At 64.2% G+C, this 26576-nt stretch carries 23 protein-coding genes and 1 tRNA gene; 14 read left to right on the top strand and 10 right to left on the bottom strand.

Annotated features, from left to right (window positions below):
* Window positions 1-482: 482 nt before the first annotated feature.
* The 6 genes from J2R80_RS17520 (at window position 483) to J2R80_RS17495 (ending at window position 4898) form a co-directional block, all read left to right on the top strand.
* Window positions 483-947 carry a hypothetical protein gene (locus tag J2R80_RS17520; protein WP_229189644.1) on the top strand — a complete coding sequence of 155 codons (465 nt, stop codon included), beginning with the start codon at window positions 483-485 and terminating at the stop codon, window positions 945-947.
* 13 nt (window positions 948-960) lie between these two features.
* The gene (locus J2R80_RS17515) at window positions 961-1236 is read left to right on the top strand and encodes a hypothetical protein (protein WP_028332704.1); all 276 of its coding nucleotides are present in this window, start codon (window positions 961-963) and stop codon (window positions 1234-1236) included.
* 174 nt (window positions 1237-1410) lie between these two features.
* Entirely contained in the window at window positions 1411-1665 is a 255-nt protein-coding gene (locus J2R80_RS17510; protein ID WP_057015086.1) for a hypothetical protein, read from the top strand.
* 21 nt (window positions 1666-1686) lie between these two features.
* Window positions 1687-2616, top strand: a complete 930-nt coding sequence (gene dapA / locus J2R80_RS17505; protein ID WP_253639004.1) for a 4-hydroxy-tetrahydrodipicolinate synthase — start codon at window positions 1687-1689, stop codon at window positions 2614-2616.
* 114 nt (window positions 2617-2730) lie between these two features.
* Window positions 2731-4140: a nodulation protein NfeD gene (locus J2R80_RS17500; protein WP_253639003.1), complete on the top strand. Its 1410-nt coding sequence runs from the start codon at window positions 2731-2733 to the stop codon at window positions 4138-4140.
* Entirely contained in the window at window positions 4137-4898 is a 762-nt protein-coding gene (locus tag J2R80_RS17495) for a slipin family protein (protein ID WP_253639002.1), read from the top strand. Before J2R80_RS17500 ends, J2R80_RS17495 begins: the two co-directional genes overlap by 4 nt.
* Window positions 4899-5116: 218 nt before the next feature.
* Here J2R80_RS17495 and J2R80_RS17490 read toward each other — a convergent pair whose 3' ends face one another.
* Window positions 5117-5281: a hypothetical protein gene (locus tag J2R80_RS17490; protein WP_253639001.1), complete on the bottom strand. Its 165-nt coding sequence runs from the start codon at window positions 5279-5281 to the stop codon at window positions 5117-5119.
* Between the two features lies 1 nt (window position 5282).
* A complete protein-coding gene (locus tag J2R80_RS17485; protein ID WP_253639000.1) occupies window positions 5283-5558 on the bottom strand; it encodes a hypothetical protein in 276 nt (91 codons plus the stop codon).
* Window positions 5559-5821: 263 nt separating this feature from the next.
* On the opposite strand from J2R80_RS17485, the gene J2R80_RS17480 reads away from it, so the two are divergent.
* Together J2R80_RS17480 and lon are read left to right on the top strand one after the other, a co-directional pair.
* Window positions 5822-6229 carry an Hsp20/alpha crystallin family protein gene (locus J2R80_RS17480; protein ID WP_028332710.1) on the top strand — a complete coding sequence of 136 codons (408 nt, stop codon included), beginning with the start codon at window positions 5822-5824 and terminating at the stop codon, window positions 6227-6229.
* Between the two features lie 11 nt (window positions 6230-6240).
* Window positions 6241-8619 (top strand): endopeptidase La, encoded by a 2379-nt coding sequence (lon, locus tag J2R80_RS17475; RefSeq protein WP_253638999.1) that lies wholly within the window; start codon window positions 6241-6243, stop codon window positions 8617-8619.
* 81 nt (window positions 8620-8700) lie between these two features.
* On the opposite strand, the gene J2R80_RS17470 is transcribed toward lon, so the two are convergent.
* The 5 genes from J2R80_RS17470 to J2R80_RS17450 all read right to left on the bottom strand — a co-directional run bounded on the left by J2R80_RS17470 (window position 8701) and on the right by J2R80_RS17450 (window position 12413).
* Entirely contained in the window at window positions 8701-8949 is a 249-nt protein-coding gene (locus tag J2R80_RS17470; RefSeq protein WP_028342462.1) for a hypothetical protein, read from the bottom strand.
* Window positions 8950-9100: 151 nt separating this feature from the next.
* Window positions 9101-10756 (bottom strand): OFA family MFS transporter, encoded by a 1656-nt coding sequence (locus J2R80_RS17465; RefSeq protein WP_253638998.1) that lies wholly within the window; start codon window positions 10754-10756, stop codon window positions 9101-9103.
* A gap of 325 nt (window positions 10757-11081) precedes the next feature.
* A complete protein-coding gene (locus J2R80_RS17460; protein ID WP_057014863.1) occupies window positions 11082-11351 on the bottom strand; it encodes a sulfurtransferase TusA family protein in 270 nt (89 codons plus the stop codon).
* A gap of 54 nt (window positions 11352-11405) precedes the next feature.
* The gene (mobB, locus tag J2R80_RS17455) at window positions 11406-11933 is read right to left on the bottom strand and encodes a molybdopterin-guanine dinucleotide biosynthesis protein B (protein ID WP_028332715.1); all 528 of its coding nucleotides are present in this window, start codon (window positions 11931-11933) and stop codon (window positions 11406-11408) included.
* A gap of 177 nt (window positions 11934-12110) precedes the next feature.
* Window positions 12111-12413, bottom strand: coding sequence for a hypothetical protein (locus J2R80_RS17450; RefSeq protein ID WP_253638997.1), 303 nt, complete (start codon window positions 12411-12413; stop codon window positions 12111-12113).
* Window positions 12414-12886: 473 nt separating this feature from the next.
* Between J2R80_RS17450 and J2R80_RS17445 the strand changes: the two genes are divergently transcribed.
* Together J2R80_RS17445 and J2R80_RS17440 are read left to right on the top strand one after the other, a co-directional pair.
* Entirely contained in the window at window positions 12887-13198 is a 312-nt protein-coding gene (locus J2R80_RS17445; protein WP_016847487.1) for a hypothetical protein, read from the top strand.
* Window positions 13199-13383: 185 nt separating this feature from the next.
* Window positions 13384-15945 (top strand): fused MFS/spermidine synthase, encoded by a 2562-nt coding sequence (locus J2R80_RS17440; RefSeq protein WP_253638996.1) that lies wholly within the window; start codon window positions 13384-13386, stop codon window positions 15943-15945.
* Between the two features lie 436 nt (window positions 15946-16381).
* On the opposite strand, the gene J2R80_RS17435 is transcribed toward J2R80_RS17440, so the two are convergent.
* The gene (locus J2R80_RS17435) at window positions 16382-18331 is read right to left on the bottom strand and encodes a molybdopterin biosynthesis protein (protein WP_253638995.1); all 1950 of its coding nucleotides are present in this window, start codon (window positions 18329-18331) and stop codon (window positions 16382-16384) included.
* A 9-nt stretch (window positions 18332-18340) separates the two neighbouring features.
* The gene (locus J2R80_RS17430) at window positions 18341-19462 is read right to left on the bottom strand and encodes a molybdopterin-binding protein (protein WP_253625757.1); all 1122 of its coding nucleotides are present in this window, start codon (window positions 19460-19462) and stop codon (window positions 18341-18343) included.
* Between the two features lie 185 nt (window positions 19463-19647).
* Here J2R80_RS17430 and J2R80_RS17425 point away from each other — a divergent pair, with 185 nt between their 5' ends.
* Complete coding sequence (locus tag J2R80_RS17425; protein WP_375162587.1) at window positions 19648-20859, top strand: ABC transporter substrate-binding protein; 1212 nt, start codon at window positions 19648-19650, stop codon at window positions 20857-20859.
* A 126-nt stretch (window positions 20860-20985) separates the two neighbouring features.
* On the opposite strand, the gene J2R80_RS17420 is transcribed toward J2R80_RS17425, so the two are convergent.
* Window positions 20986-21954, bottom strand: a complete 969-nt coding sequence (locus J2R80_RS17420) for a TAXI family TRAP transporter solute-binding subunit (RefSeq protein WP_057014857.1) — start codon at window positions 21952-21954, stop codon at window positions 20986-20988.
* 119 nt (window positions 21955-22073) lie between these two features.
* Between J2R80_RS17420 and J2R80_RS17415 the strand changes: the two genes are divergently transcribed.
* The 3 genes from J2R80_RS17415 to J2R80_RS17405 all read left to right on the top strand — a co-directional run bounded on the left by J2R80_RS17415 (window position 22074) and on the right by J2R80_RS17405 (window position 26489).
* On the top strand, window positions 22074-23042 hold the full coding sequence (locus J2R80_RS17415; RefSeq protein WP_057015085.1) for a tripartite tricarboxylate transporter substrate binding protein: 969 nt from the start codon (window positions 22074-22076) through the stop codon (window positions 23040-23042).
* A 193-nt stretch (window positions 23043-23235) separates the two neighbouring features.
* Window positions 23236-23311: transfer RNA gene (locus J2R80_RS17410), tRNA-Ile, on the top strand.
* Window positions 23312-23612: 301 nt separating this feature from the next.
* A complete protein-coding gene (locus J2R80_RS17405; RefSeq protein WP_253638994.1) occupies window positions 23613-26489 on the top strand; it encodes a TM0106 family RecB-like putative nuclease in 2877 nt (958 codons plus the stop codon).
* Window positions 26490-26576: the final 87 nt, after the last annotated feature.

Below are 26576 nucleotides of genomic sequence, written 5' to 3'. Positions count from 1 at the left end.
CGTTACAGCCGTTCGCAGGCGTAGGCGTAGCCGATGCCGGCCGCGAAGAAGCCGATCGCAAGCGCCGCCATGAGAATGTCCATCATGTGAGACTCCTATGCGTCACAGGGCGCGGGCCATTGCATAGGCGTCCCGCGCCGGATGGCCGTGAGGTGCCATCCGGGACATAGGTTTTCGAGAGGTGGCGAGTAAGGACGTTATAGGAATCCTATAAGTGCCACGAGCTGCGCAGCCGTCGTCCCGGCGAAGGCCGGGACCCATAACCACAGGGCCGAGTTTTGTGATGGCTGGGCCCCAGCGCGACACGAAAACTGAAATCGGCGGTTGGGTCCCGGCCTTCGCCGGGACGACGTGTCTTTATGGAATCCCTATATCTCCGTCCCCCGCCTCATCTCGTTTTCAAATGGCACTCCGGCCATTTTGAGCGTGCGGCCAATGCCTTGAGCTTGGATTTCTTGGGCCGCGCAAGACGAGATGACGCCATGTCAGTGCTTTCCCAGAACACCTCCATCGATCTCGGCGAACGGCTGCGCGACGCCTATGCGGTGACAGCCGAATTCATGGCCGACATCATCAGCCAGACCTGCCGGCGCTTTCCCTCGGTCGGACAGAGCGGCAAGACCCGCCAGGTCGAGCGGCTGATCCAGTCGGGCGCCTGGACCGACGCCGCGATCGCGCTGCTCGATCTGGAACTGCCGCAATGGCAGATCCGCCGCCTGGTCTATGACGAGGGCGAGTGGCACTGTGCGTTGTCGCGCGAACGCGAGCTGCCGGACTGGCTCGACCAGTCGATCGAGACCCACCACACCGATCTTGCACTCGCGATCCTCAGCGCCTTCGTGGAGGCGCAGCGCATCTCGACGCCCGATAGCCGAACCAGCGTGCCGACCGTCCGTCGCGACACGCGCGCGCTGTACGAGCCGCTGTTCGTCGACAATATCGGCTGACGGCGGCGCGGCCGTGGACACCAAACAACTGCCGCGGCAGCTGCAGTCGGTCCAGGTCATGGTCCGCTTCGGCTTCCGGCTTGCCATCATGATCGGCTTTGCCGTGTTCGCCGGCGCCGGCTTCGGCAAGGGCCTCGTCACCCTGTTGTGGATGTCGGCCGTGATCTGCGCCTTCGCCGGGATCGCCAAGCGCGAAATGCCGTTTGCCGCAAACCTCAATCACTGGGACGAGATGACCGCCTATGTCGCGCTGTGCGCGCTCGGCACCGGCATCGTCCAGCGCCTCTAGACCATCCTCACAAATCCTATGCCGCTCCTATGAAGTCGCTGCTCGCACGCGCTCGATTTCATATCCCGCAAATCAGACATTGATCGCGTGACCGTGACTGAAGCGTTTTCGAGCGAGCCGGACACCGGTTCGCGCGAGGAAAACGCGTCAGAAACAAAAAGAAGGACCACCACCGTGAAACTCGTCGAACCTCCCTCGTGTAGCGCCGCGTCCACCGTCGTCTTCATCGGCCGCAACCATCGCGGCCAGTGGGTCGCCCAGCAACAGAACGGCCTCTATGGCGGCCTGTTCGTCAACCGCGCCCAGGCCGTCAAATACGCGCTGTTCGAAAACGGCCAGCATCCTGAAATGATCGTCGAGCTGTCGCGTGAGATCGAGCTCGATATGCGCGGCGAGACCGCGAGCTTTCCCGCAATCCGCGTGGCGTGAGCCACCCATGACTTGACAAACATGACCTGGCAAACGGCTGCGAAAGCCGACACGGCCGGATGGCTGTCGGGCTTCATCCCCGATCTTCCGACCCCCTTCAACCATCGGGGCGAGATCGACGCGGAGGCGTTCGGCCGGCTGTGCGAGCGCCAGATCGCGGCCGGCGTCACCGCGCTGGTGGTCGGCGAGACCGCAGGTGAAAGCGCGACGCTGCAGCCCGCGGAACGTGCGCAGCTGGTCCGGATCGCGGCCGGCGTCGCGCGCAAGCGGGTTCGCATCATCGCCGGCGCCGGATCGAACGCGACCGACCGCGCCGTCACATTCACCCGGGCCGCGGAAGCGGCCGGCGCCGACGCCGTCATGTCGGTCGTACCCTATTACAACAAGCCTATGCCACGGGGCACGGCGGCGCATTTCCACGCGGTCGCCGCGGCCACCACGCTGCCCGTCATCCTGCACGACATTCCGTCGCGCACGGTCAAGGGCCTTGCCGACGAGACGCTGCTCGAGCTCGCCGCATCGCCACGCTTCGTGGGATTGCGCGACGGCAGCGGTGACGTTGCCCGGCTGGCGCGCCTGCGCTCACGCCTGCCGGCGACATTCCGGATGCTGACCGGCGACGACGCCTCCTCGCTGGCCTGGCTCGCCGCCGGTGGCGATGGCTGCATCTCGGTCGTGACGAACGTCGCGCCCGATCTGTACGTGGCCGTTCACAGGCATTTCCGCGAGGGACGGTTGTATCAGGCGCGGGAGTTGCACCAGCGGCTGGTGCCGCTTGCGACCTTGCTGGAGCGCGAGCATCCCGCCGCATTGAAGTTCGCGCTGGCGCTTCTGGGATTCATGCCGCCGACGACGCGACTGCCGATCGTGCAATTGAACGGGTCGGCAGAGGCCGAGGTCTCGCAGGCGATGGCTGAGCTTGCCGACGAGTACCTCGCAGCCGCGCATTGAGATTTGCCGACCCGACATAACCCATCGCAATGCACAATGCGATCAGCACACGGTGCCCGTGACGCGGCGCCAACTTGAGGTTCCGAAACGGCGCCCCATATCCACGGCAAGGGAGTGCTTGCCGTGCACACCACCTTCAAGGCGGCCCTCGTTGTTGCGACCGTCCTGGTCGCTCTGGTTGTCTCCATCCGTCCCGGTCCGGCCGCGGACAACAGCCATCTTGCCCTGACCATTTCAATCGACGGGGCAATTGGGCCGGCAGCGGCCAGCTACGTCAAGGACGGCCTGGCCAAGGCCGCCGAGCGCCACGCCGAAATTGTTATCCTGCGTTTGAATACGCCGGGCGGCCTCAGCACCAGCATGCGTGAGATCATCGCCGACGTGCTGGCCTCGCCCGTTCCCGTGGTCGGCTACGTTGCGCCATCCGGCGCCCATGCCGCGAGCGCCGGGACCTATATCCTCTATGCGACCCATCTCGCGGCCATGGCGCCCGGCACCAATATCGGCGCCGCGACGCCGGTGCAGATCGGCGGCCCGATACCGGGGCTGCCGGGCAGCACCCCGGACAAGGGCGGCAAGGACCAGAAGGACGGCGGCCATCCGTCCGAAACCAAGGATGCCATGACGGCGAAGGTGACGAATGATGCCGTTGCCTTCATCCGCAGCCTCGCCGAATTGCGTGGCCGCAATGCCGACTGGGCCGAGAAGGCGGTCCGCGATGCCGCCACCCTCTCCGCCAACGCAGCGCTGCAGGCCAACGTCATCGATCTCACCGCGCGCGATCCGGCCGACCTGCTCAGGCAGGTCGATGGCCGGACCATCGAGCTTCCCGGCGGCAAGACGCAACGCCTGGCGACCACGGACACCGCGATCGAGGCCATCGATCCCACCTGGATCGCGCGCGCGCTTGCGGTCATCACCGACCCCAACATCGCATTCATTCTCCTGATGGTCGGCATCTACGGCCTGATCTTCGAGTTCATGTCGCCCGGTGCCGTGGCGCCCGGGGTTGTCGGGACGATCTGCCTGCTGCTCGGTCTGTACGCACTCAACATGCTGCCGATCAACTACGCGGGCTTCGCCCTGATGCTGGTCGGGATCGCGCTGCTCGCAATCGAAGCCTTCAACCCGACCGTCGTGATCGGCCTCGGAGGAATAGTCGCCTTCGTGCTTGGAGCAGCCATGCTGTTTCGGATCGAGGCGCCCGGTTACCGGCTGTCATGGCCGGTCATCGGCATCGTCGCCGCGATGTTCACGGGGCTCATTCTCGTCGTGCTCGGCGCGCTCCGCCGGGCGCGCAAGGGCCCGGTGCGGATCGGTGCGCAAGCCATGCGCGGGCTATCGGCCGAAGTGCTCGACTGGTCCGAGACCACGGGTCACGTCTTCACCAACGGCGAACGCTGGCAAGCGCGCAGCACCGAGACATTCGCGGCGGGAGACACGGTCGAGGTCGCCAACATCATCGATTTGACGCTGGTGGTACGGCGCGCGCCGGCCTCCCCCGGCGAAGGAGGTACAGCATGATGCTTGATTATTTCACCTATACGGCGATCGCGCTGCTGATCATCGTATTCCTGACCCAGGCCGTGCGCGTGCTGCGCGAATACGAGCGCGGCGTCATCTTCACGCTCGGCCGTTTCACCGGGGTGAAGGGCCCGGGGCTCATCATCCTGATTCCGGTGGTGCAGCAGCTGGTGAAGGTCGATCTCAGGGTGGTGGTGCAGGTGGTGCCGCCACAGGACGTGATTTCGCGCGACAACGTCTCGGTCAAGGTCAACGCCGTGCTCTACTTCCGCATCGTCGATCCCGAGCGCGCCATCATCAAGGTCAGCGACTACATGGCTGCGACCAGCCAGCTTGCGCAGACCACGCTGCGCTCGGTGCTCGGCAAGCACGAGCTCGACGAGATGCTGGCGGAGCGCGACAAGCTGAACGCCGATATCCAGGAGACCCTCGACAGGCAGACCGACGTCTGGGGCATCAAGGTCACCGGGGTCGAGATCAAGGATATCGATCTCAATGAGACGATGGTGCGGGCGATCGCCAAGCAGGCCGAGGCGGAGCGGCTGCGGCGCGCCAAGGTGATCAACGCGATGGGCGAGCAGCAGGCCGCCGAGAAGCTGGTCGAGGCCGGCCGGATCCTCGCCCAGGAGCCGCAAGCGATGCAGCTGCGCTACTTCGCGGCGCTGCACGACATTGCCGGCGAGCGCTCCTCGACCGTGGTGTTCCCGCTGCCGATGAACCTTCTCGATCACCTGGCGCCGCGGCGTGAAGCGACGTGAACTGGTTTGGGAGCAGAAACGACGGTCGCTCAAGGTCGGCGCGCTCGGGATCGTGGGACTCGTAGGCGCCGCGGCCTCTGCACGTCACTGCAAGCCAACGGGCCGCGCGAACGCGCGCCCGATGACAGGCTCCGCGAAGCAATCCATCGCGCCACATGCGGAGATATGGATTGCTTCGTCGCCATGCTCCTCGCAATGACGCGGATGGGTTCAGGGGCTTAACGCCCGCGATGCTTGGCCCGCCACGCAGGTCCCGGACCGCGCATGTAATGCGCCTCGGGCCGGTAGCCGTTGATCGGTTCCTCGCCGATCCAGGCGAGGAATGCGAGCAGCCCTTCTGCGGCGCGGCGCGGCAGGGCAGCGATGAACAAAACTGTGCGCATCTCAGTAGTCCCACTTCTCGCCGAGCACGACCGGCGCCCGTGGATATCTCTCGGCGTCGCCGCCGAGCATGCCGACGTTGAGGTTGGTCCGCGCCCAATCCTCGTGGCCGCGATGCAGCAGCAGCTCATTGCGGAGCCGATGAATCTTGGCGGCGGCGATCGCACGGTGAACAGTCCTGAAGACGAGGCCGATCCGCCGGAACGTCGGCCGCAGCATCAAGGGCATGGCGCCGGCCGAACCGTGCGGCCGGGCATCGTGGTAATGGAGCAAGGTCATGTGCCACCTTCCCGTTTGGCGGCGCGCGCGAGCGCGCCGCATCACGGCAAAAGATGCGGGGAAGGCCGTAGGAATTCGAGAGCAGCCGCAGCCCTGTCACATAGCCGCGGCATAAGCGTCCGGCCGCGGTCCGTGCACCGCCGTCATGCCGCAAATCGCGACATTTCGGACAATTTTACCCTCGATCAGCGGCGCGAGGGGCAGGTTTACGGTCGGCGGCAAGACCGGTAACCTTGCCTCCCAATGCGACGTGGAGAGTGCCCATGCGGCCCAAGGATCAGATCAACTGGATGCTGTCGGATGCGATCGAGGCGCTCGCCCGCGCCGAACGGCTGCACCAGAGCTTCCTCAATTTGCACCCGCGCGCGGGAAGCACCGAGCCGAGCTGGGAACCGCCGACCGACGTGATCGAGACCGAGGATGAAATCCTGATCCTGGTCGCGTTGCCGGGGGTCGATCCCGACGAGGTCGAGGCCGCGCTCGACGGCGGCACGCTGGTGATCTCCGGCCGCCGCACCCTGCCCCCTGAACTCCGCAACGCCCGTATCCTGCGCCTCGAACTGCCGCAGGGCCGGTTCGAGCGCCGCATCGCGCTGCCGACCGGCCGCTACACGATCAGCCGCTTTGCCGCGCATGGTTGCGTCGGCCTGCGGCTCGGAAAGTCGAGCTAAAGGATTTCGACATGGCTGCCTCAGACGTTTCAAGCCCAGCTTCAACTTCGACGCCGATCCCGAGCGACGCGCTGATCATCGTCCCGGTGCGCAACACCGTGCTGTTTCCGGATGTCATCATTCCGATCACGATCGCCCGGGCGACCTCGATTGCCGCGGCCCAGCAGGCGGTGCGCGAGCAGCGGCCGATCGGCATCCTGCTGCAGCGCGATCCCGAGACCAACGATCCCGGCCCCGACGGGCTTTACCGCGTCGGCACCACAGCCAACATCGTGCGCTACATCACCGGTGCGGACGACAGCCACCATCTGGTCTGCCAGGGCGTGCAGCGCATGCGCGTGCTCGACTATCTGCCGGGCACGCCGTTCCTCGCGGCCCGCGTGCTGCAAATTCCCGAGCCGACCACCACCTCGGCCGAGATCGAGGCGCGCTTCCTCAATCTGCAGCGCCAGGCGCTGGAGGCCGCGCAATTGCTGCCGCAAGTGCCGCAGGAGCTGATCGCAGCACTGCAGGGCACCACCTCGCCGGCAACCCTTGCCGACCTTGCGACGTCCTACATGGACATCAAGCCGTCGGAGAAACAGGACATCCTGGAAACCATCGATCTCGTGGCACGGATGGACAAGGTGTCGCGTCACCTCGCCGAACGTATCGAGGTGCTGCGGCTGAGCCAGGAGATCGGGCAGAAGACCAAGGCCGTGTTCGACGAGCGGCAGCGCGAGGCGATCCTGCGCGAGCAGATGGCGACGATCCAGCGCCAGCTCGGCGAAGGTGACGGCAAGGCCGCGGAAGTCGCCGAGCTGACCAAGGCGATCGTCGAGGCCAAGATGCCGCCGGAGGCCGAAAGCCAGGCGCAGAAGGAACTGCGCCGCTACGAGCGGATGCCGGAGGCAGCGGCCGAATCCGGCATGGTGCGCAGCTATCTCGACTGGCTGATCGATCTGCCCTGGAGCATTCCGGAGGAGAAGCCGATCGACATCGCGGAGGCGCGCAAGATCCTCGACCAGGACCATTATGGCCTCGAGAAGATCAAGAGCCGCATCATCGAATATCTCGCGGTGCGCAAGCTCGCGCCCGGCGGCAAGGCGCCGATCCTGTGCTTCCTCGGGCCGCCCGGCGTCGGCAAGACGTCACTCGGCCAATCGATCGCGCGCGCGATGGCGCGGCCGTTCGTCCGCGTCTCGCTCGGCGGCGTGCATGACGAGGCCGAGATCCGCGGCCATCGCCGCACCTATATCGGGGCGCTGCCCGGCAACATCATCCAGGCGATCAAGAAAGCCGGCGCGCGCAATTGCGTGATGATGCTGGACGAGATCGACAAGATGGGCCGCGGCGTCCAGGGCGATCCGTCGGCCGCGATGCTCGAAGTGCTCGACCCCGAGCAGAACAGCACCTTCCGCGACAATTATCTCGGCGTGCCGTTCGATCTCTCGCGCGTCGTCTTCATCGCCACCGCCAACATGCTCGACGGCGTCCCCGGCCCGCTGCTCGACCGCATGGAGCTGATCAGCCTTGCCGGCTACACCGAGGACGAGAAGCTCGAGATCGCCAAGCGCTATCTGGTCCGCCGCCAGCTCGAGGCCAACGGCATCAAGGCCGAGCAGGTCGAGATCGATCCGGATGCGCTGCGGCTGATCATCCGCAGCTACACCCGCGAGGCCGGCGTGCGCAACCTGGAGCGCGAGATCGGCAAGGTGCTGCGCAACGTCGCGGTGCAGATCGCCGAGGGCAGCACCAGCCACGTCACCATCGCGCCGAAGGACATCGTCTCGCTGCTCGGCCAGCCGAGGTTCGAGAACGAGATCGCGATGCGCACCAGCATTCCCGGCGTTGCCACCGGCCTCGCCTGGACCCCGGTCGGCGGCGACATCCTGTTCATCGAGGCGTCGCGCACGCCGGGCCGCGGCGCGTTGATCCTCACCGGCCAGCTCGGCGAGGTGATGCGCGAGAGCGTGCAGGCCGCGCTAACCCTGGTGAAGAGCCGGGCCTCGCAGCTCGGCATCGACCCCGGCGTGTTCGAGAAGAGCGACATCCACGTCCACGTTCCCGCCGGCGCGACGCCGAAGGACGGTCCGAGCGCGGGCGTTGCGATGTTCACCGCCCTCACCTCGCTCCTGACCGACCGCACGGTGCGTAGCGACACCGCGATGACCGGCGAGATCTCGCTGCGCGGCCTCGTGCTGCCGGTCGGCGGCATCAAGGAGAAGGTGGTCGCAGCCGCGGCCGCCGGCCTGACCCGGGTGATGCTGCCGGCGCGCAACAAGCGCGACTTCGACGACATCCCCGCCGGCGCCCGCGCCAAGCTGGAGTTCATCTGGCTCGAACGGGTCGACGAGGCGATCGCAGCCGCGCTGGAGGCCGCCAAGACGACGCCCGCCGCCGCGGAGTGACCGCGTCTCGAACGCAACAAGAGGGCGTGACAGCGATCGCCGTCACGCCCTCTTGCGTTGCAGATAGCGGAGCGGTGCCGCTCAGCTCTTGCCCATGCATTCTTCGATGTAGAACCAGCGGTCGTCGCCGGTCAGGCCCTTCGACTTCACCTCGGCGCGGCAAGCCTTCAGCTTTGGCTTGTTGGCCTTCCACTTCGCCTTCATGTCCTTCAGCTTCTGCATGGTCAGCTTGACCTTCGACGGCTTGGCCTCGGTGGTCTGGGCTGACGCGGTGTGCAGCGAGCCGGCGAGAAGCAAGGCGGCCACAAGACAGCTTGCGGTACGAAACATGACTGAAATGTCCCTTGATTATCTGTTGATTTGAACGGCGTAGAGCTTCTTGTTTGACGCGTCTTCTTCACGCGAACCGGCATCCACTTCGCTCGAAAACGCTTCAGGCCGCGCGGGATACCAGATGGCCCGCGCGCGGCCTGAACTGCGATCAGAGGATTTTGACCGCGCTGAGCAGCGTCATGTAGACGCCCCACGCCAGCGGAATGCCGACGAACAGCCAGAACAGCGCCGCCTTGGCGTCGAGCCCGCCGAACCCGATCCCGTAGGAACCATGCGGTCCGGCCGCCGCGGCGCTGGCGCTCGCATCCTGCAGTTTGGCAACCTCGGCGTCGCTCATATGCCATTTCGCATCGACCGGCTTGATCAGGTAGTTGCAGATCAGGCCCGCGATCAACATGGCGCACAGGATGTACATCGTGGTGTTGTAGAGCTGGTCGCGCGGCACGCCTGCGGCCAGCTGGAACTCACGGATGTAGTTCACCACGACAGGACCGATGATGCCGGCGGTCGACCATGCCGTCAGCAGACGGCCGTGGATGGCGCCGACGAACTGGGTGCCGAACATGTCGGCGAGATAGGCCGGCACGGTGGCGAAGCCGCCGCCATACATCGACAGGATGATGCCGAAGCCGAGCACGAACAACAGCTTCGATCCCATCGCGGCGAAGGTCGGCGCCAGCGCGTAGAGCGCGATGCCGAGGATGAAGAACGTGTAGTAGGTGTTCTTGCGGCCGATCTTGTCCGACAGCGACGCCCAGAAGAAGCGGCCGCCGATGTTGAACAGCGACAGCAATCCGGCAAAGCCGGCCGCGATCGCCGCGATCTGCGTCTTCTGTCCGGCATCGAGCTGGTTGAAGCCGACATTGGGCAGGCCGATCAGCTTGCCCGCGAAGATCTCCTGCAGCATCGGCGAGGCCATGCCGATCACGCCGATGCCCGCCGACACGTTCAGGCAGAGCACCCACCAGATTAGCCAGAATTGCGGCGTCTTGTGCGCGTTGTCGAGATGGACATGCTTGCTCGAGATCATCGCGTTGGCCTTCGTCGGCGGCGCCCAGCCCTCGGGCTGCCAGCCGGCCGGCGGAATGCGATAGCGGAACGCGCCGATCATCATGAACACGAAGTAGATCGCGCCCATGGCGAGGAAGGTCTCCCAGACGCCGACCGAGGTCGGGGTCTTGAAGTAGTTCATCAGCCTGTCGGCGAGCGGGGCGCCGATCATCGCGCCGCCGCCGAAGCCCATGATCGCCATGCCGGTCGCCATGCCGCGCCGGTCGGGGAACCATTTCACCAACGTCGACACCGGCGAGATGTAGCCGAGGCCGAGGCCGACGCCGCCGATCACGCCGGAGCCGAGCCACATCAGCCAGAGCTGGTGCGTGTAGACGCCGAGCGCGCCGATCACGAGACCGCCGGCCCAGCACAGCGCCGCGACGAAGCCGGCCTTGCGCGGACCGACCTTCTCGAGCCAGCCGCCCCAGATCGCGGCGGAGACGCCGAGCAGCACGAAGAACAGCGTGTACATCCACCCGAGGCTCGCGACCTTCCAGTCGCAGGTGGTGGTGAACAGCTCCTGCACCAGCGAGATGTCGGGGCACGCCTTCGGCGCGGTCAGGCCGATCGCGCGCGACAGCGGCAGCCAGAACACCGAGAAGCCGTAAGCCATGCCGATGCACAGATGGATGCAGAGCGCGGCCGGCGGCACCAGCCAGCGGTTGAAGCCGGCGGTCGCGATTGTATGTTCCTTGTCGAGGAAACCTGCGCCTGTCGCGGATACGCGTCCGGCGCTGCTCACTGTGGTCATTGACACCTCCCCTGCAGCCGCCATTACGACAGGCGCATCTGCATCTTCGATCCCGCCTCAGCCCATTGCGGCCAGCGTCAGCCGGCAGCTCCGCACATTTCCTCAATGCGTCGGGACCAACCACGCACATTCCGGAAATGCTAACCCCCAATACGACCGGATATGCCCGGCCGTGCAGCCCGTGATCTGGGCACGGGCCCAGTCGTTGTCCGTCGATGCGCCCACACTCGAGCACAACGCCATCACCACAACCCGGCGGACATTATCAATTCGCGCAGAATGGAAAATAGGTGTCGATAGGCAAAAGGTAGATATCAAGCTGCATCTAGCGCGTACGCGGCAACGCAGCATTCGAATTGCCTATCGCTCCATTGATCTTCTCGATCAAGAAAACGATCCGGGCGTCGCTTCGTTCGGTGATCTCGACCTTGTCGCCGGTCTCCTGGATGAGGGCCGGGATATCGATCACCGAAAGCGGATCGGTGCAGTGCACCTCGAGGAAATCTCCCGCCGTCACGCTCCGGAGGGCCTTGCGCGTCTTCAGCGCCGGCAGCGGGCATTTCAGGCCGGTGAGATCGAGCTTCGTCGTTGTCATGGTTCGACCATGGCGAAGCCGTCCTGCATCGTCAACGCCGCCTCCCCGTCCACGTCAGCCTTCGGCCGGAGCCGACGCGAGCACGTCGTCGACGGGAATCGCGGCGCGCAGCATCAATTCGGCAACGTCCTCGATGTCGTCGAGATGCGCGACCGGCAGCGTGGTTGCAACGGCGACATCGCTGGCAATCCCGACCACGCGCGGGTCGTCGGGAAACAGCAGCGGCTTGCCGTTGGCGGCGCGGTACACCTCGATCTTGTTGACCGGCTCGCGCTTGAAGCCTTCGACCACGACCAGATCGACCTGCGCCATCTTGGCGAGCAGCTCCGGCAGCCGCGGCTCATCGGCGCCGCGCAGCTCGTGCATCAGCGCCCAGCGCCGCGTCGAGGACACCAGCACCTCGGTCGCACCGGACTGCCGGTGCACCCAGGAGTCCTTGCCGGGCACGTCGACATCGAATTCATGGTGGGCGTGCTTGATCACGGAGACGCGCAGGCCGCGGCCCAGCAGGCAGGGGATCACCCGCGACAGCAGGGTGGTCTTGCCGGCACCGCTCCAGCCCGCGAGGCCAATCACTTTCATACGCGTCTCCGAAGACATGCCAATCGTTTAGGTATCCACGCCCGCGGTTCCGCCCGACATGGATGGCCGGGACCAGCCGTGACGGCGGAAAGCCGCGACTTGCGCCCAACGCTGCTTATATCAGCCTTGGAGCAATGTCATGCCAGGCTCGCCGGCAGATGAGGATGGGCTGGCGCGCTAGAGGACCGCCCTCGGAAACTCCTGCAGCAGCTGCCCCCACAGCACCGCGAACGCGATCAGGCCACAGACCCCAAGCGCCGCGGTGAATCTCGGCAATCGGCCGATGGCGACGAGCAGCCAGGCCGGCAGGAAGAACAGGCCGAACACTAGGCCGAGCGGAAAGACCGCCAGCCACTGGAAGCCGGTACCGTCGCCAGGCGGCACATGGGCGATGGCGTAGAAGGTGTAGAGCCAGAACAAGGTGCCGGCCGCCGCGACGAGCGCGGCGATCTTACGGAAGTTGGCGGTGTCGAATGCCATGATGGATTGGTCGCCGCAATCGGCGAACCCGTTCACGGGCCGCCGCGCAAGTCGGGCTCGGCGCGCTATCCCGCAGGGTCAGTCGTTTCGTTGACTGACAGGCCGCCCCGGCTTGGCCAGCCTTGCCGATCGGCTCTCTCTCGGGGGCTGGTCACGCATCCGCAGCCTCTTCCGCGGCCGCTGCGTATCGACTGCCAGCACTTCTTCCAGCGTTGTATTCCTAAAACGAAGCCTTCTTAACATCGCTCCGCTCCTCGAGCGGGTGGGAGCCCCATCGGTCGCTCAATCACCGACATCCACAACAGAGCCCATGTCGGTGACAAGAGATAACCAGCGACGGGACGGTTTGCTCCAATGCATGTTGCAGCCCCCGCTCACGTCACGCGCGATCCCGCTATCCAGCGGATTTACCTCGAAATTTCCGATACGCAGGGCGATCGGAACACGATAATGTGCAGCATGGAGGACTATGTATGCCTCGCTCGCCTTCGATTGTGCCGCATTCAATCGATCACGACACCTATCTGGTGCTGAACGATTTTGGCCGACTGGGCCGTGCCTGGAGCGAAACCGACGAAGAAGGCACTGACCGAAAAACGCTGATCCGCCGCCTGCTGGATGACCAGTACAGCCGTCCGGTCCGCATCGTGGCCTTCAATACCAACGAAGGATGGTCGCGCGACGTCACGACCGACATTGCCGACGAGCTTCGGCGCCGTTTCGTCGAATACGAAGAGGTCCCGCGCTCCGTGCTGGAGTTCGTGGAGACGGCCATGCGGCACTGAGCTGGATCGGCAACGCAAAAGGCCCGCTCGCAGTGCGATCGCTCGGCCTCGGCAAGCATCCGCCAAACGGCAATTTTCCGAGCAATCTCAACGCGATCCGGCTGCCTCGCAGCGCCGCTCCGCCATAAGGCAATATTAAGAGCATTTGCCGTACCTGTTCTCCCGTTCAACGGGAGACCGGTCCAGTGCGCAATCGTGGTAACGTTCGAGACGCCGTAAGCCTGAAAAACCGGATTCTGGTCACGGCGATCTTTCTGGCATCGGGCGCGGCATCGCTGATCCTGCAGGTTCTCTGGTTCAAGCAACTGCAATTCGTGCTGGGAAGCGCGACCGTCTCCGTCAGCGTCACGGTGGCAAGCTTCTTTTTCGGCCTCTCGCTGGGCAGCGCCCTGGGAGGCCGGATCGCCGACACCGTCAGCCGCCCCCTGAAAATCTACGGGTTGCTCGAACTTGCCCTCGCCCTCGTTTCTCTCGCGGTCACCGCATTCCTGTCGCATTGGCCGACATGGGTGGGCTGGCTGTCACCGATGCTCGACCTGGAGTCTCCCTTCCGGCTGCCTCTCATGGTCGCCGTGTCGCTCGCCATTCTGTCGCTGCCGACGATGTTGATGGGCGCGACCCTGCCCTTCCTGGTGAAATTTTTGACCCGCACACAAACCGACCTCGCCAATCGGATCGGTCTGCTCTACGGGTTCAATACCCTGGGCGCCGCCATCGGCACCCTGGCGGTCGGCTTTGTGCTGATGGGCCTCTGGGGCATCGCGGGATCAAGCCTGGTTGCGGCAGCGCTGTATGTCTGCGTCGGCGTCGTTGCCCTGTTCGTTGCGCGCGGCGCAAGCCCGCTCTTGCCGGTCGCGGCACAGGCGCCGGTGCAAACCGCCGCGATCGCGCGTGGCAGGACGTCGATCCTGATCTGGATTTTCGCGTGCTCCGGTTTTGTATCGATCGCCTATGAGGTCGTCTGGTTCCGATTCCTGACCAATGTCAGCACCTCGAGCGTCTACGCGTTCTCGGGCATGCTCGGCGTTTACCTGCTGGGGCTCGTGATCGGCGCCCTGATCTGCGCCAGGCTGCTCGCCCCCCGCAAGGATCAATTGCTGCGATACTTCGCCGTGACGCAGCTGCTGATCGCGGTTGCAGCCACGCTGACCGTCGGAATGCTCGGCAAGGCGCGGACCATGGGAGTAGCGCTGTCTCCCATCGTATCGGGCCTGCTTCCAGTCCCGGTGCAGGAGCTGTTGGGGGGTGACGTTTCATTCTTCCTGGTCTGCGCTGTTGCGCTGTTGCTGCCGACGATGCTGATCGGCATCAGCTTTCCCCTGGCCAGCGAGCTGACCGTGATGCAGATGAGCGCGCTGGGCCGCAGGATCGGCACGCTCTACGCCTTGAACACGATTGGCGGCGTCGTGGGCTCGCTGGCGGCGGGCTTTCTGCTGATCCCGTATCTGGGCAGCCAGGGCGCGCTCACCGCGCTGATTGTCGTGAACGTCCTGCTGTTCGTCGCGACCACCGTGTCGCAGCCGGATCTTCTGAGAGAAAGGAGCCTGTGGCGGCAGGGGACGATCGCCGCGAGCGTCATCGCCGTAGCACTGCTGCTCTTCACTCCGCACTATCTGGAGCGGGTCCTGACCGCGATCGAAGGCGCCAATGTGCTCGAGTTGCGGGAAACCCGGCAAGCGACCTTTGCGGTGGTCGAGTATCGCGAGAAGGCGGCTGGCACCTATCAGCAGTTGGTGGTGAATTCGAAGAGCTACGCCAACAACCGTCCCGAGGGCAGACGCTACATGGCCGCGATGGGGCATTATCCCGTTCTGCTGCACCAGGGCCCGGTTGAAACGGCTGTCGTCATTTGCATCGGGACCGGAACCACGGTGGGAGCGGTGAGCACCCATGAAGAATTGCAATCCATCGACGCGGTCGATCTGGCATCGACGGTGTTCGAATTTGCGCCCCACTTCGTGCCGATCAACAAGCAATTCTATCAAAATCCCAAAGTCCATCAGATCGTCGCGGACGGGCGCCACTTCCTGCTGGGGACCAAGGAGACATTTGACGTCATCACGCTCGAGCCGCCACCGCCCCATGATGCCGGCGTCATCAACCTCTACACGGAGGAATTCTATGCGCTGGCAAAGCAGAGGATGCGTCCCGGCGGCGTTCTCGCGCAATGGGTGCCGCTGGATTTCAACCGCGGCATCCTTCCGAAGATGATACTCAAGGCCATGATGGGCCAGTTCAAGCATGTCTCGCTGTGGCTGCCGTCCAGAATGGAAGGCGTGGCGATCGCCTCCGATGAACCGTTGAACATCGATCCGCACGAGCTCGCCATGCGCATGTCGAAGCCCGCGGTGGCTGAAGACCTGACGGCGAACGGCCTCGGCTCGCCCGAGGATTTCCTGGCGACATTCATCGCCGCCGATGAAAAACTCGCGGCCTTTGTCGGGGATGTGCCGACCCTCACGGATGATCGGCCGCGTCTCGAATATTACAACTGGTATCCGCTGGGTTCGGTCAGCGTGGACGAACTGAAGCGCCTCCGCGAGCCGGTGGAAGCCTATCTTGCCGACCGTTCCATCGACGAGGCCCGTCTCGACACCGCGCGCACGGTGGCCAATGCGATCCTGGACGAGCACAAGGCCACGGCCGACGGCGACAAGTCCGCCGCCCGGGCCGCGCTTCGCCTGGCCGTCAAACTGGACCCGGACAATTCCTACGTCGACTTCCTGGACCGCAAGCTGAGCGAGTGATCAGGGTGCCTTCGGCACACCGCATCAGGAAGTCCCCGAATGTCGCGAGAATGCGGATGTTTTGACTCACAGCTAGCGCAACAAGCTCAGTGTCGTCCCTGCGAAAGCACTAGGGCATTTACACATCTCTTCGAGGCTAGAAAACCGACTCATCATCAAGGGGTTAGCTACTAGGCGAGAGCCGAAATCGGCGGGCGCAACCCTAGTGCAGATGAGTAAGCTCTCTGCGGTTTTCGGCCAACTCTTTGAGAAGACTCCGGAAAGACTGCGGAGGATATGTATATACGCTAGTGCGAAAGCAGGGACCCATAACCACAAACGCAAATTGTTACGCGATGCTGGAACGGCGAGGCCCGCCTGTAACGCCCGCCGCGGCGTATGGGTTCCTGCTTTCGCAGGGACGACAGCTATGATGGTGCGGCAGAGCGCACACCGGCTACGCCGGCCTGAACCCCGCCTTCGTCAATGCAGCCCGGCCTTCATCCGACGCCAGCGCATCGAGAAAGGCCTGCACCGCGGGCCGGTGCTTGCGCGCCGTCACCAATGCGAAGTCATAATGCTCTTCGGCGAACGGTATGAAGCCGAGTCCCGACGCATCGGCGACGGGCGCGATGGTCATGCCCCAGTCGGCGCGGTGCTGCGCCACCGCGGCCGCAACCGCATTGTGCGAGCGGGGCTGATTCCAGTAACCGTCGGGCCGGCTGCCCGCCAGCAAGCGATCGATCAGGATGCGGGTGCCGGCACCCTGGTTGCGGTTGACCATGATGCAGGCGGGATCGGCGAGCGCGGCGCGCACCGCCTGCTCTGCGCTCAAGCCGGCAAAGCGCGTGTCGTCCTTGCGAAACACGATGCCCTGCATGCGCCGCCAGCCCGGCACCAGCTCGAGCCCGTCGGCCAGATACGGCGTGTTGTAGGTCTCGGTCTTGTCGTCGAACAAATGGATCGGGGCGAGATCGCATTCGCCGCGCTTGGCGGCAGCGAGCCCGCCGAGGCTGCCGACCGCGATCGAGCGCACCACGAGACCGGCATGCGCCAGCGGCGCGGTGACGAGATCGAGCCCGGTGCAATGGCTGCCGACGATGACGAGATCGGGCACCCGCACATGCGGCGTGAACAGCGTCACCTCGGCCTCGCTGCCGGCCGGCAACTGGTCGGCCAGCGCCTCGATCTTCAGGAAGCCGTCGGCCTGCGCAAACGACGTGATCGCGCCCGAACCCTTGCCGCCGGGATAGGCGATCAGGCCGTCGGCGCCCTCGACCAGCGACACCATCACGAACTCGGTACGCCCGAGCTCGGAGGCGATGCGCACCGGCACCTTCGCCGCCACCTTGGCATCCGATCGCGGCGGCAGCCCGGCCATCCGCCGCAGCACCGGCACGATCATGTCGTGGAAGGTGAACATCGCCGAGGTCGGAAAGCCCGGCAGGATGACCACCGGCTTGCCGTCGCACACCGCAAGGCACAGCGGCTTGCCTGGCTTCAGCGCCACGCCATGCGCGATGATGCCGGGCTTGCCGAGGCGAGCGATGATCCGGTGCGAGACGTCACCCGCGCCCTTGGAGGTGCCGCCTGACAGCACCAGCATGTCGCTGTCCGCCAGCGCCTTGCGCATCGCGGCCTCGAGCGTCGCCTCATTGTCGGCGATCGCGCCAAGGAACGACGCGTCACCGCCGTTCTCGGCAATCGCCGCGGTGACGATCGCACCATTGGTGTCGTAGATCGCGGCCGGCCGAAGCTTCTCACCCGGCTGCACCAGTTCGTCGCCGGTCGAGAGGATCGCGACGCGCGGACGGCGCGTCAGCGCAACCTCGGCGATGCCGCAGGCCGCGAGCATGCCGATCTCGCGCGACCCGATCATCGTTCCCGCGCGCAGCAGGGCCTCGCCGCGCGCGATGTCGGAGCCGGCATAGGACACGAACTGGCCGGGCGACGCCGCACGCCGGACCTCGATGGTGCCATGGCCGGCGGGCTGGGTGTGCTCGACCATCACGATGGCATCAGCGCCGCGCGGTACCGGACCGCCGGTCGCGATCGCGGTTGCAGTACCCGGGAGCACCGGCAGGGTGGGCGCGGTCCCGCACGAAATCGTCTCGTCGTTCAGCGCGAGTTGCACCGGCGCGGCCTCGCCGGCGCGTGCCAGATCGGCCGAGCGCACGGCAAAGCCGTCGACATTGGAGCGATCGAATGGCGGCACGTCGATCGGCGCCACCACGTCCTCCGCCAGCGCACGGCCGAGCGCATCGGCGAGCAGCCGTTTCTCGGACGGCAATTGGCGCGGGAACAGCGCCGCCTCGAAGCGCGCGAGCGCCGCCTCGCGCGACAGGATGGTCAGGAACTGGTCCTGCTCGACGGACGGGTTGGGTTTCGGCGTGAACGTGTTGCTCATCTCGGGAACTCACTCCCGCAACATATAGGCATCGACCACCGTGCCCGCACCAAAGCCCTCGGCATCGCCAGGCACGATCAGCAGGGCTTCGGCGCGCGCGACGGCATCGAGCGACAGGTCGCCGATGGCAAGTGCCGCCCAGGAATCCTGTTGAGTACCTTGCTCGCGTATCAGCAGCACGACCTCGGCAACGCCGACGCCGGAAGCGATCTTGCGTTCCAGCGGCAGCGCCAGCGTTTTGCGCGCGCGCCGGCCCGACAGGCGGTCGAGCAGGGGAAGCGCAATCGCCCACCAGGCCGCGAAAGCCTGATCCGGCGCGCCCGGCAAGGCGACGACCGGCGATGCATCGATCCGACCGACCGCTGCGGTGCGCCCAGGCTGCAGCGCGATCCCGTGCGCGATCAGTGCGCCACGCGTTGCCAGCGCATTCACTGTCGCATCGGTGTGACCAACGCCGGTGCCGCCGATCGTGATCATCAAATCGCAGCCGTCCGGTTCGAGTGCGTTTGCAATCGCCGTCACATCGGGTGCGGCCTCGATGCCGACGACCTCAGCGCCCGCGAGGCGCGCGGTGTCAGCGATCAGTTGTGCGGTCAGGCCGCCATTGGCGACGTTGACGATGCGAAGCCGCGGCCGTCGCACGCGCAACATCTGCAGTCCGGCCGCGCGCGCGAGCAGCAGGCCGCGCGGCAGCAGCGGCTCCCCTGCTGCGATCACGGTGCGCCCAACGGCGATGTCGCTGCCGGCACGCCTGACGCCCTGCCCCGGGATTGCTTCGGCGAGCACCTGCGCAAGCGGACCGGAGGTATCGACGGCATCGGCATCGACCACGCAGTCGGTGCCATCAGGCATCGCAGCGCCTGCCGCCACCCAGACCGGAGGTTCGGCCAGCGGCAAGGGCGCATAGGACGACGCGCCGACCAGGTCATTGGCGCGCATCGCCCACCCGTCGCTGACCGCGACATCGCGCGGCGGATAGGCGCGCAAGGCCGGCATCTCGGCCGCAATGCAGCGCAAGGCGTCGGCCGGCGGCAACGCGATCGGCTGGACCGGCCCGACGTCGCGCAGCACGGCAGCCAGTGCCGCAACGAGCGGGGTGAGCGAAGGCGGAAGGCGCTGGGCGGTGACCATGGCCCGCTATGGACTGAATCGGCCCCGAAAGAAACTGTCTCTCGCCGCACCGGGGCCGCGTCATTAGACCGATGGCGCGTTGACGCGGTCCCCAATATAGTTGCAAAAGAAACCAATATGACCGGGTCCCCGAAGGCCCGGCACAACCAATAATGGCCAATGCGCCAATTCAGGAGGGAGACAGAATGAAGGCCACCAGACTAGCCATGTTCGGGACGCTCGCAGCCACGCTGCTGGCCTCCCCGAGCGTATCGGCGCAGGTATCCGACGACATCGTCAAGATCGGCGTGCTGACCGACATGAACGGCCCCGCCTCGACGCCGACCGGCCAGGGCTCGGTCACCGCCGCGCAGATGGCCGTCGACGATTTCGGCGGCAAGGTGCTCGGCAAGCCAATCTCGGTGATCGTCGGCGATCACCAGCTCAAGCCGGATATCGGCGCGACCATCGCGCGGCGCTGGTATGACGTCGATCAGATCGACCTCATCGTCGACGTGCCGGTTTCGGCGGTCGGGCTCGCGGTGCAGAACATGGCCAACGAGAAGAAGAAGCTTTTCATCACGCATTCGACCGGCGCGACCGATTTCCACGGCAAGTTCTGCTCGCCCTACGCGATACAGTGGGTATTCGACACAAGGGCGCTCGCGGTCGGCACCGCGCAGGAGGTGGTGAAGCGCGGCGGCGACAGCTGGTTCTTCATCACCGACGATTATGCGTTCGGCCACTCGCTGGAGAAGGACGCCTCAGCGATCGTGACCAAGAACGGCGGCAAGGTGCTCGGCGCGGTGCGGCCGCCGTTTGCGACGCCCGATCTGTCGTCCTTCATCCTGCAGGCGCAGGCCTCGAAGGCCAAGATCATCGGCATTGCCGGCGGACCGCCCAACAACACCAACGAGATCAAGACCGCCGCCGAGTTCGGCGTCTTCGCCGGCGGGCAGCAGATGGCCGCGCTGCTGGCGCTGATCACCGACATCCACTCGATCGGGCTGTCGGCCGCGCAGGGCCTGCTGCTGACCACCTCGTTCTACTGGGACATGGACGACAAGACCCGCGAGTGGTCGAAGCGCTATTTCGCCAAGATGAACCGGATGCCGACGATGTGGCAGGCCGGCGTCTACTCCTCCGTGACCGCCTATCTGAACGCGATCAAGGATGCCGGCACCGACGATCCGCTCAAGGTCGCGGCCAAGATGCGCGAGAAGCCGGTCGAGGACTTCTTCGCCCGCAACGGCAAGCTGCGCGAGGACAATCTGATGGTGCACGATCTCTGGCTGGTGCAGGTCAAGACCCCGGCCGAGTCGAAATATCCGTGGGACTACTACAAGATCCTGGCCAAGATCTCCGGCGAGGACGCGTTCGGCCCGCCGGACCCGGCCTGCGCGATGGCGAAGAAATGACGACCGAAGGTCGTCATTCCGGGGCGATGCGTCAGCATCGAACCCGGAATCTCGAGATTCCGGGTTCGCGCTTCGCGCGCCCCGGAATGACCTCTGCATAGACGCGATAGCGCGTCCATGCAGAAGTCATTTCGCCGCCCCGATCTCGCGGAAATATCTGAGCACGCCGGGGTGGATCAGGTTGATATCAGGCGCGGCGGCGAGCGTGTTCGCCGCCGTGGTCTCGCACGCCTGGGCGAGCTTCGTGCAGAAGGTCGCTTCGATGCCGTGCAGCGTTTTCGCCAGCCGGTAGGCGACGTCGTCGGGCAAGGTCTCGCGCACCAGGATGTAGCTCCAGGAGCCGACCGAAGAGATTGCCGCGGTCTGCTTCGGATAGCTGCCGGCGGGGATCGTCAGCGGCTTGAGGAACGTGTGCTTGGCGCGGATGCGGGCGATCTCGTCCGCGGTCGGCGCGATGAAGCGCGCGCCGGTGGCGCTCTCGGCCATCTTGGTGAAGCCGGGCCAGCCGATGCCGGCGCCCCACAGTGCGGCGGCGCGGCCATCTTCAACCATCGCGGGCCCGTCGCCGGCGCGATCGAGATAGATCGACTTGAAGTCCTCGTCCTGCTTCAGCCCGATGCCGTCGAGGATGTAGCGCGACAGGATCGGCAGGCCGGAGCCCTTGGCGCCGAACGCGACGGGCTGGCCGACCAGGTCCTGGATAGTCTTGTAGGGACTGTCCGCGCGCACCACGAACATGCCCGGGCTCGAATACATCGCGGTGAGGATCTTCAGCTTCGTGGCCTTCGGCCGGCCGATGCCCATGAAGGCTTCATAGGACGGCTCGCCCGCCACGGTCGCGATATCGACGTTGCCGGCCTCGAGCAGCGGGATGTTCTCATTGGAGCCCTTGGTGTTGCGCGGCTCGATCGACAGCGTCGGGTCGGCCGCATTCATCACCTCGGCGAAGGCATTGCCATAGAGCGGAAAGCCGCCACCCGGCGTCGCCGTGGCGAAACTGATCGTGGTCTTGGAAATGGTCTTGCTCCCCTCTTGCGCCGCCGCCCCGTCCGCGAGCAGCAGCGCGCCGGCGCACATCATAACAGCGAATTTCATCCCGAGCCTCAAGCATTCCACACGAACCCGACTATCGTCGCACGGGCGACGTCGTAGGCAAAGCCAGCGTTTTGTGAAACCATGCCGGCAACAGTCACAAGAAAATGACGGGAGAGACGATGATCCAGTTCGCGCGTGTCGCCTTGCTTGGTTTGATTTGCTGCCTCGCCTCGATTGCCCCCTCATCCGCATCCGACTATCCGAACCGCCCGGTGCGCTGGGTGATCGGGTTTGCCGCCGGCGGTCCGGTCGACATCGTCGCCCGCATCATGAGCCAGTGGCTGTCGGATCATTTCGGCCAGCAATTCATCGTCGAGAATCGCACCGGATCGGGCGGCAACATCGCCGCCGCGGCCGCTATCAACTCGCCGGCTGACGGCTATACGCTGTTGTTCGTCGCGCCCAACAATGCGATCTCGACCTCGCTCTACAAGAAGCTGCCGTTCGACTTCCTGCGCGATACCACCCCGGTCGCGAGCATCATGCAGCTCACCAACATGCTGGTGGTCTCGAACGCGATGCCGGTGAAGACCGTCCAGGAGTTCATCGACTACTGCAAGGCCAATCCGGGCAAGATCTCCTATGCCTCTTCGGGCAACGGCACCTCGGTGCACATGTCGGCCGAGTTGTTCAAGGCGATGACCAAGTGCGACATGCTGCATGTGCCGTATCGGGGATCCGCGATCGCCTTCCCCGACATCATCTCCAACAAGGTGCAGCTGATCTTCGACAATCTGCCGTCGGCGCTGGAGCAGGCCCGCGGCGGCAACGTCCGCGCGCTCGGCGTCACCTCGCCGAAACGCTGGGCGAGCGTGCCCGACGTGCCGGCGATCGCCGAGACCGTGCCGGGATTCGAGGCGGTCGGCTTCTACGGCATCTCGGCGCCGAAGGGCACCCCGCCCGAGATCGTCGATGCGCTCAACAAGGCGGTCGGCGAAGCGCTGAAGGACCCCAAGCTCGTGGCGCGCCTCGCCGAGGTCGGCGGCATCCCGAAGCCGATGGCCCCGGCCGAATTCGGCAAGCTGGTGGCCGACGAGACCGAGAAATGGCGCAAAGTCGTCGAGTTTGCCGGCGTCTCGGTGGATTGAGGCGCCGGTCGCCAGGGAAACGGAGGGCCAGGCAGGATGGCTGCCGGCCGCTGTTCCAGCGATGCCGGCCGCAAGACGTGGCTGGCCCGGCGGCGTCGGCACAGGGGCGCGGGCGGCATTGCCGAAACCGCAGTCAGCCTGTAAACGGAGCCCGCACCGTTGCCGGCCGCGCCCCGCGGCCCGCAAGGCGGCGGGGCCTGTAGCTCAATGGTTAGAGCCGGCCGCTCATAACGGTCTGGTTGCAGGTTCGAGTCCTGCCGGGCCCACCAGTAATTCCAGCAACTTTATCCGGAGCCGTTTCGTCGCAGCTGGATCACCGCACCAGAAATGCTCTGGCTTCGTCGTTTATAGGTATGCTCAGTCGGTTGGCAAACTAATCCACACCGTTCGGCCCGACAACACGCCCTCCTCCTCAATCGTAAATTCGGCGGCTTCTTCGCACGAATAGGCGAACCCGTGCACTCCTTTCACCGACGGTCCTCGTCCATTTCGGAATCTGGGGTGTTTGATTTAGGCGATAATTGCGCGCAATAAGCGTCCCGGATTTGAAGATGGCAAGGGAGGTACGCAATGTCCTCCAAGATCACTGGCGAAGTCATCGATGCGCTGCAGCACTGCCGGTTGAAGGCATATTTTCAACTGCATGGTGAGCAAGGGACCCAATCGGGGTACGAGAAGCTCCTGATTGAACAGCGAGCCAACCTGGAGCCCAAGACAACGGAAAAGATCCGGCGCGAATACAGCCAAGCCGAGACATCGATTGACCTTAATCTGTCGGCAGAGAGTCTCGGCAAGAAAGCGTCACTTGTTCTTGGTGCTCGCTTGGAGGACGCTCGCTATGCCGTCCACTTCGATGCTCTTCGCAAGATCGATGGTCCCTCGGCACTCGGGGATTTCCGATATGAACCGGTGCTGTTTTGTGCGGCGCCTCGGGTTCGAGCTTTCGATCGCCAGCAACTCGCCACACGCGCGGTTCTTTTGGGCCGGCTGCAGGGCGCTCTTCCTAGTGGCGGAACCGTTTATCTCGGACACAACAGCGCGAGGACGAGCATTCGGTTCGGATCGACCCTGACGACGGCAGAAAATATCCTCCGAGATGTCGACCGCTTGCAGCGGGCCGAAGCCCCGCCGAAGCTATTGCTGAATGACCATTGCCGTATCTGCTCGTTTCGGGATCGTTGCCGTGACCAAGCCATCCGGGAGGACAATCTGAGCCTTCTGCGCGGCATCGGTGAAAAGGCGATCAAACGATACGCCCGCAAAGGCATTCTCACATTGACCCAGCTCGCACATACCTTTCGGCCTCGGCGACGCGGCAAACGCGCCGATACCCCGCTCACCCGGCGAGACCACGCGCTGCACGCGCTAGCCATTCGCGACCAAACAATCTACGTGCTGGGCGCCCCCACAATTCCGACGGCGCCAGTGCGCATCTACGTCGATATGGAGGGTGACCCTGAATATGGCTTCATTTACCTGATCGGACTCGTCATTTGCGAAGGTGAGCGCGTTGAGCGCTACTCGTTTTGGGCCGATGATGAGAAAGGGGAAGCCGAAATATTCGCTCGGTTTCTCGACATCGTTGCGCAGCATGAAGCACCGCACCTTTACTCCTACGGCAACTACGAGCGAACCGCTATCGTGCGCCTGCGACGTCAAGCCCGGCGTAAAAAGCCCATTGATGCTATTTTGGCCGCGCTAACGAATGTCCTCACTATCCTCTACCCGCATTTTTACTTTCCTACTTACTCGAACGGCCTTAAGGACGTAGCAGGCCACCTCGGCTGCCGCTGGACCGAGTCAGACGCGTCCGGGATCGAGAGCGTCGTTTGGCGCAAGAATTGGAGAAAGACGGGCGATGCTTCGTGGAAAGCCAGACTGATCCAATACAATCTCGAAGACTGCGAAGCGCTGCGCCGAGTCTGCGACTTTCTAACCGACGCACCGAATTGCAACACCCCCAATCCACCCGAGGTATCGCTACGCGTGGCAACTGTGGCGCAGCTTGACAAGTTAGCGCGCAGCGCCACTTGGTCGAAATTCCAGCATACCGACTTCGAATTCGTGAACAAGCGCGCCTATTTCGACTATCAACGACGCCACATATTTGTGCGATCGAAGTCTAGCCGGCGCAAGCGAGGTGGCAATGCAGGGCGTCGGCACTGGCAAAACCGCGACCTACGGGTTACGCACCGAGTGGAAATCACGGCTACCCGTTGCCCCTTCTGCAAGAGCAAACACATCTCACCTCTCGCCCCGAATCGGAGGCCGAAGAGTGTGCAAACGAGGCGCAAGCGCGCTTTTGATCTCATCATTACTCCCGGCGGAATCCGCCGAAAGGTGATAGAGTTCAGGACTCTTGCCTATCGGTGTGAATGTTGCGAACAATGTTTTGCGCCCGAGCGCTACGCGCGCCTGACGCGGCACTTTCATGGCTTCATGAGCTGGTTCGCGTACCAGCACATCACTCACAGGCTGGGAGTGAAGTCCCTTGCGGCATCGTTCTATGAGACTTTCGGCATCCGGGTGAACTTCTGGGAGTTCAGGGATTTCCGGCATCTTCTTGTACACAAATACCGCAAGACCTACCGCACGCTTCTCGCGCAACTGATTGCCGGGCCGGTGCTACATGTCGACGAAACTGAAGTGAAGTTGAAGAATGGCAAGGGATACGTCTGGGTTTTCGCCAATACCTCGGTCACGGCGTACATCTTTCGTCCCACACGTGAGGGAAACTTTCTGCGGCAAATGCTCAAGGACTTTAAGGGCATTCTGGTCTCTGATTTCTATTCGGCGTACGACGGGCTCCCTTGTTTGCATCAACGATGCCTTATCCACCTAATGCGCGACATGAACCGGGCAATTCTCGATAATCCATTTGATGAAGAGCTCCAATCCATAACGACGCCGTTCGGATCTCTCCTGCGAGCAATCGTAGTGACTATCGATGAATACGGTCTCAAGCGGCGCTATCTGCAGACGCACACCAAAGCCGTGAGCGCCTTTTTCAATGTGCTCGCAGCGCGGATCTATGAATCCGAAGCATCAAAAGGCTTACAAGAGCGCTTGCTCCGAAATCGCGAGCGCCTGTTCACGTTCTTGCACCATGACGGCGTATCGTGGAACAACAATCTGGCCGAAGATGCGATAAAGCGCGTTAGCAACTATAGGGAGGATGTCGGACGAAGCGTCAAAGAAGCCGGACTTATCGAGCATTTGGTCTTGCTGAGCCTTTATCAAACGTGTCGCGTGAGAGACATAAGCTTTCTGAAATTCCTCCTATCACAGGAACGCGATATGGATGCCTTCGTAGCGAGCAAGCGTCGTCGGCGACGTTTGCAGCGCATCGAGGTTTATCCAAAAGGCTATTTGCCTCCTTCGATCATTTCGCTTCGTCGAGGGAAAGCAAATCGAGCCGACGACACGGTGGCGGCGGAAAGCGAGTGAGGCTGGTCCGAAGTCCGCTGCACCGATGTCGCCACTCCCGTCGACAATAATGCCTTTCAGATATTGCAGTTAAATGACCGCGGGCCT

This window comes from Bradyrhizobium sp. USDA 4541, assembly GCF_024171085.1.
GTDB lineage: Bacteria > Pseudomonadota > Alphaproteobacteria > Rhizobiales > Xanthobacteraceae > Bradyrhizobium > Bradyrhizobium australafricanum.
Note: the sequence above shows the minus strand (reverse complement) of the source record. Positions and strands in the feature narration are given on the sequence as shown.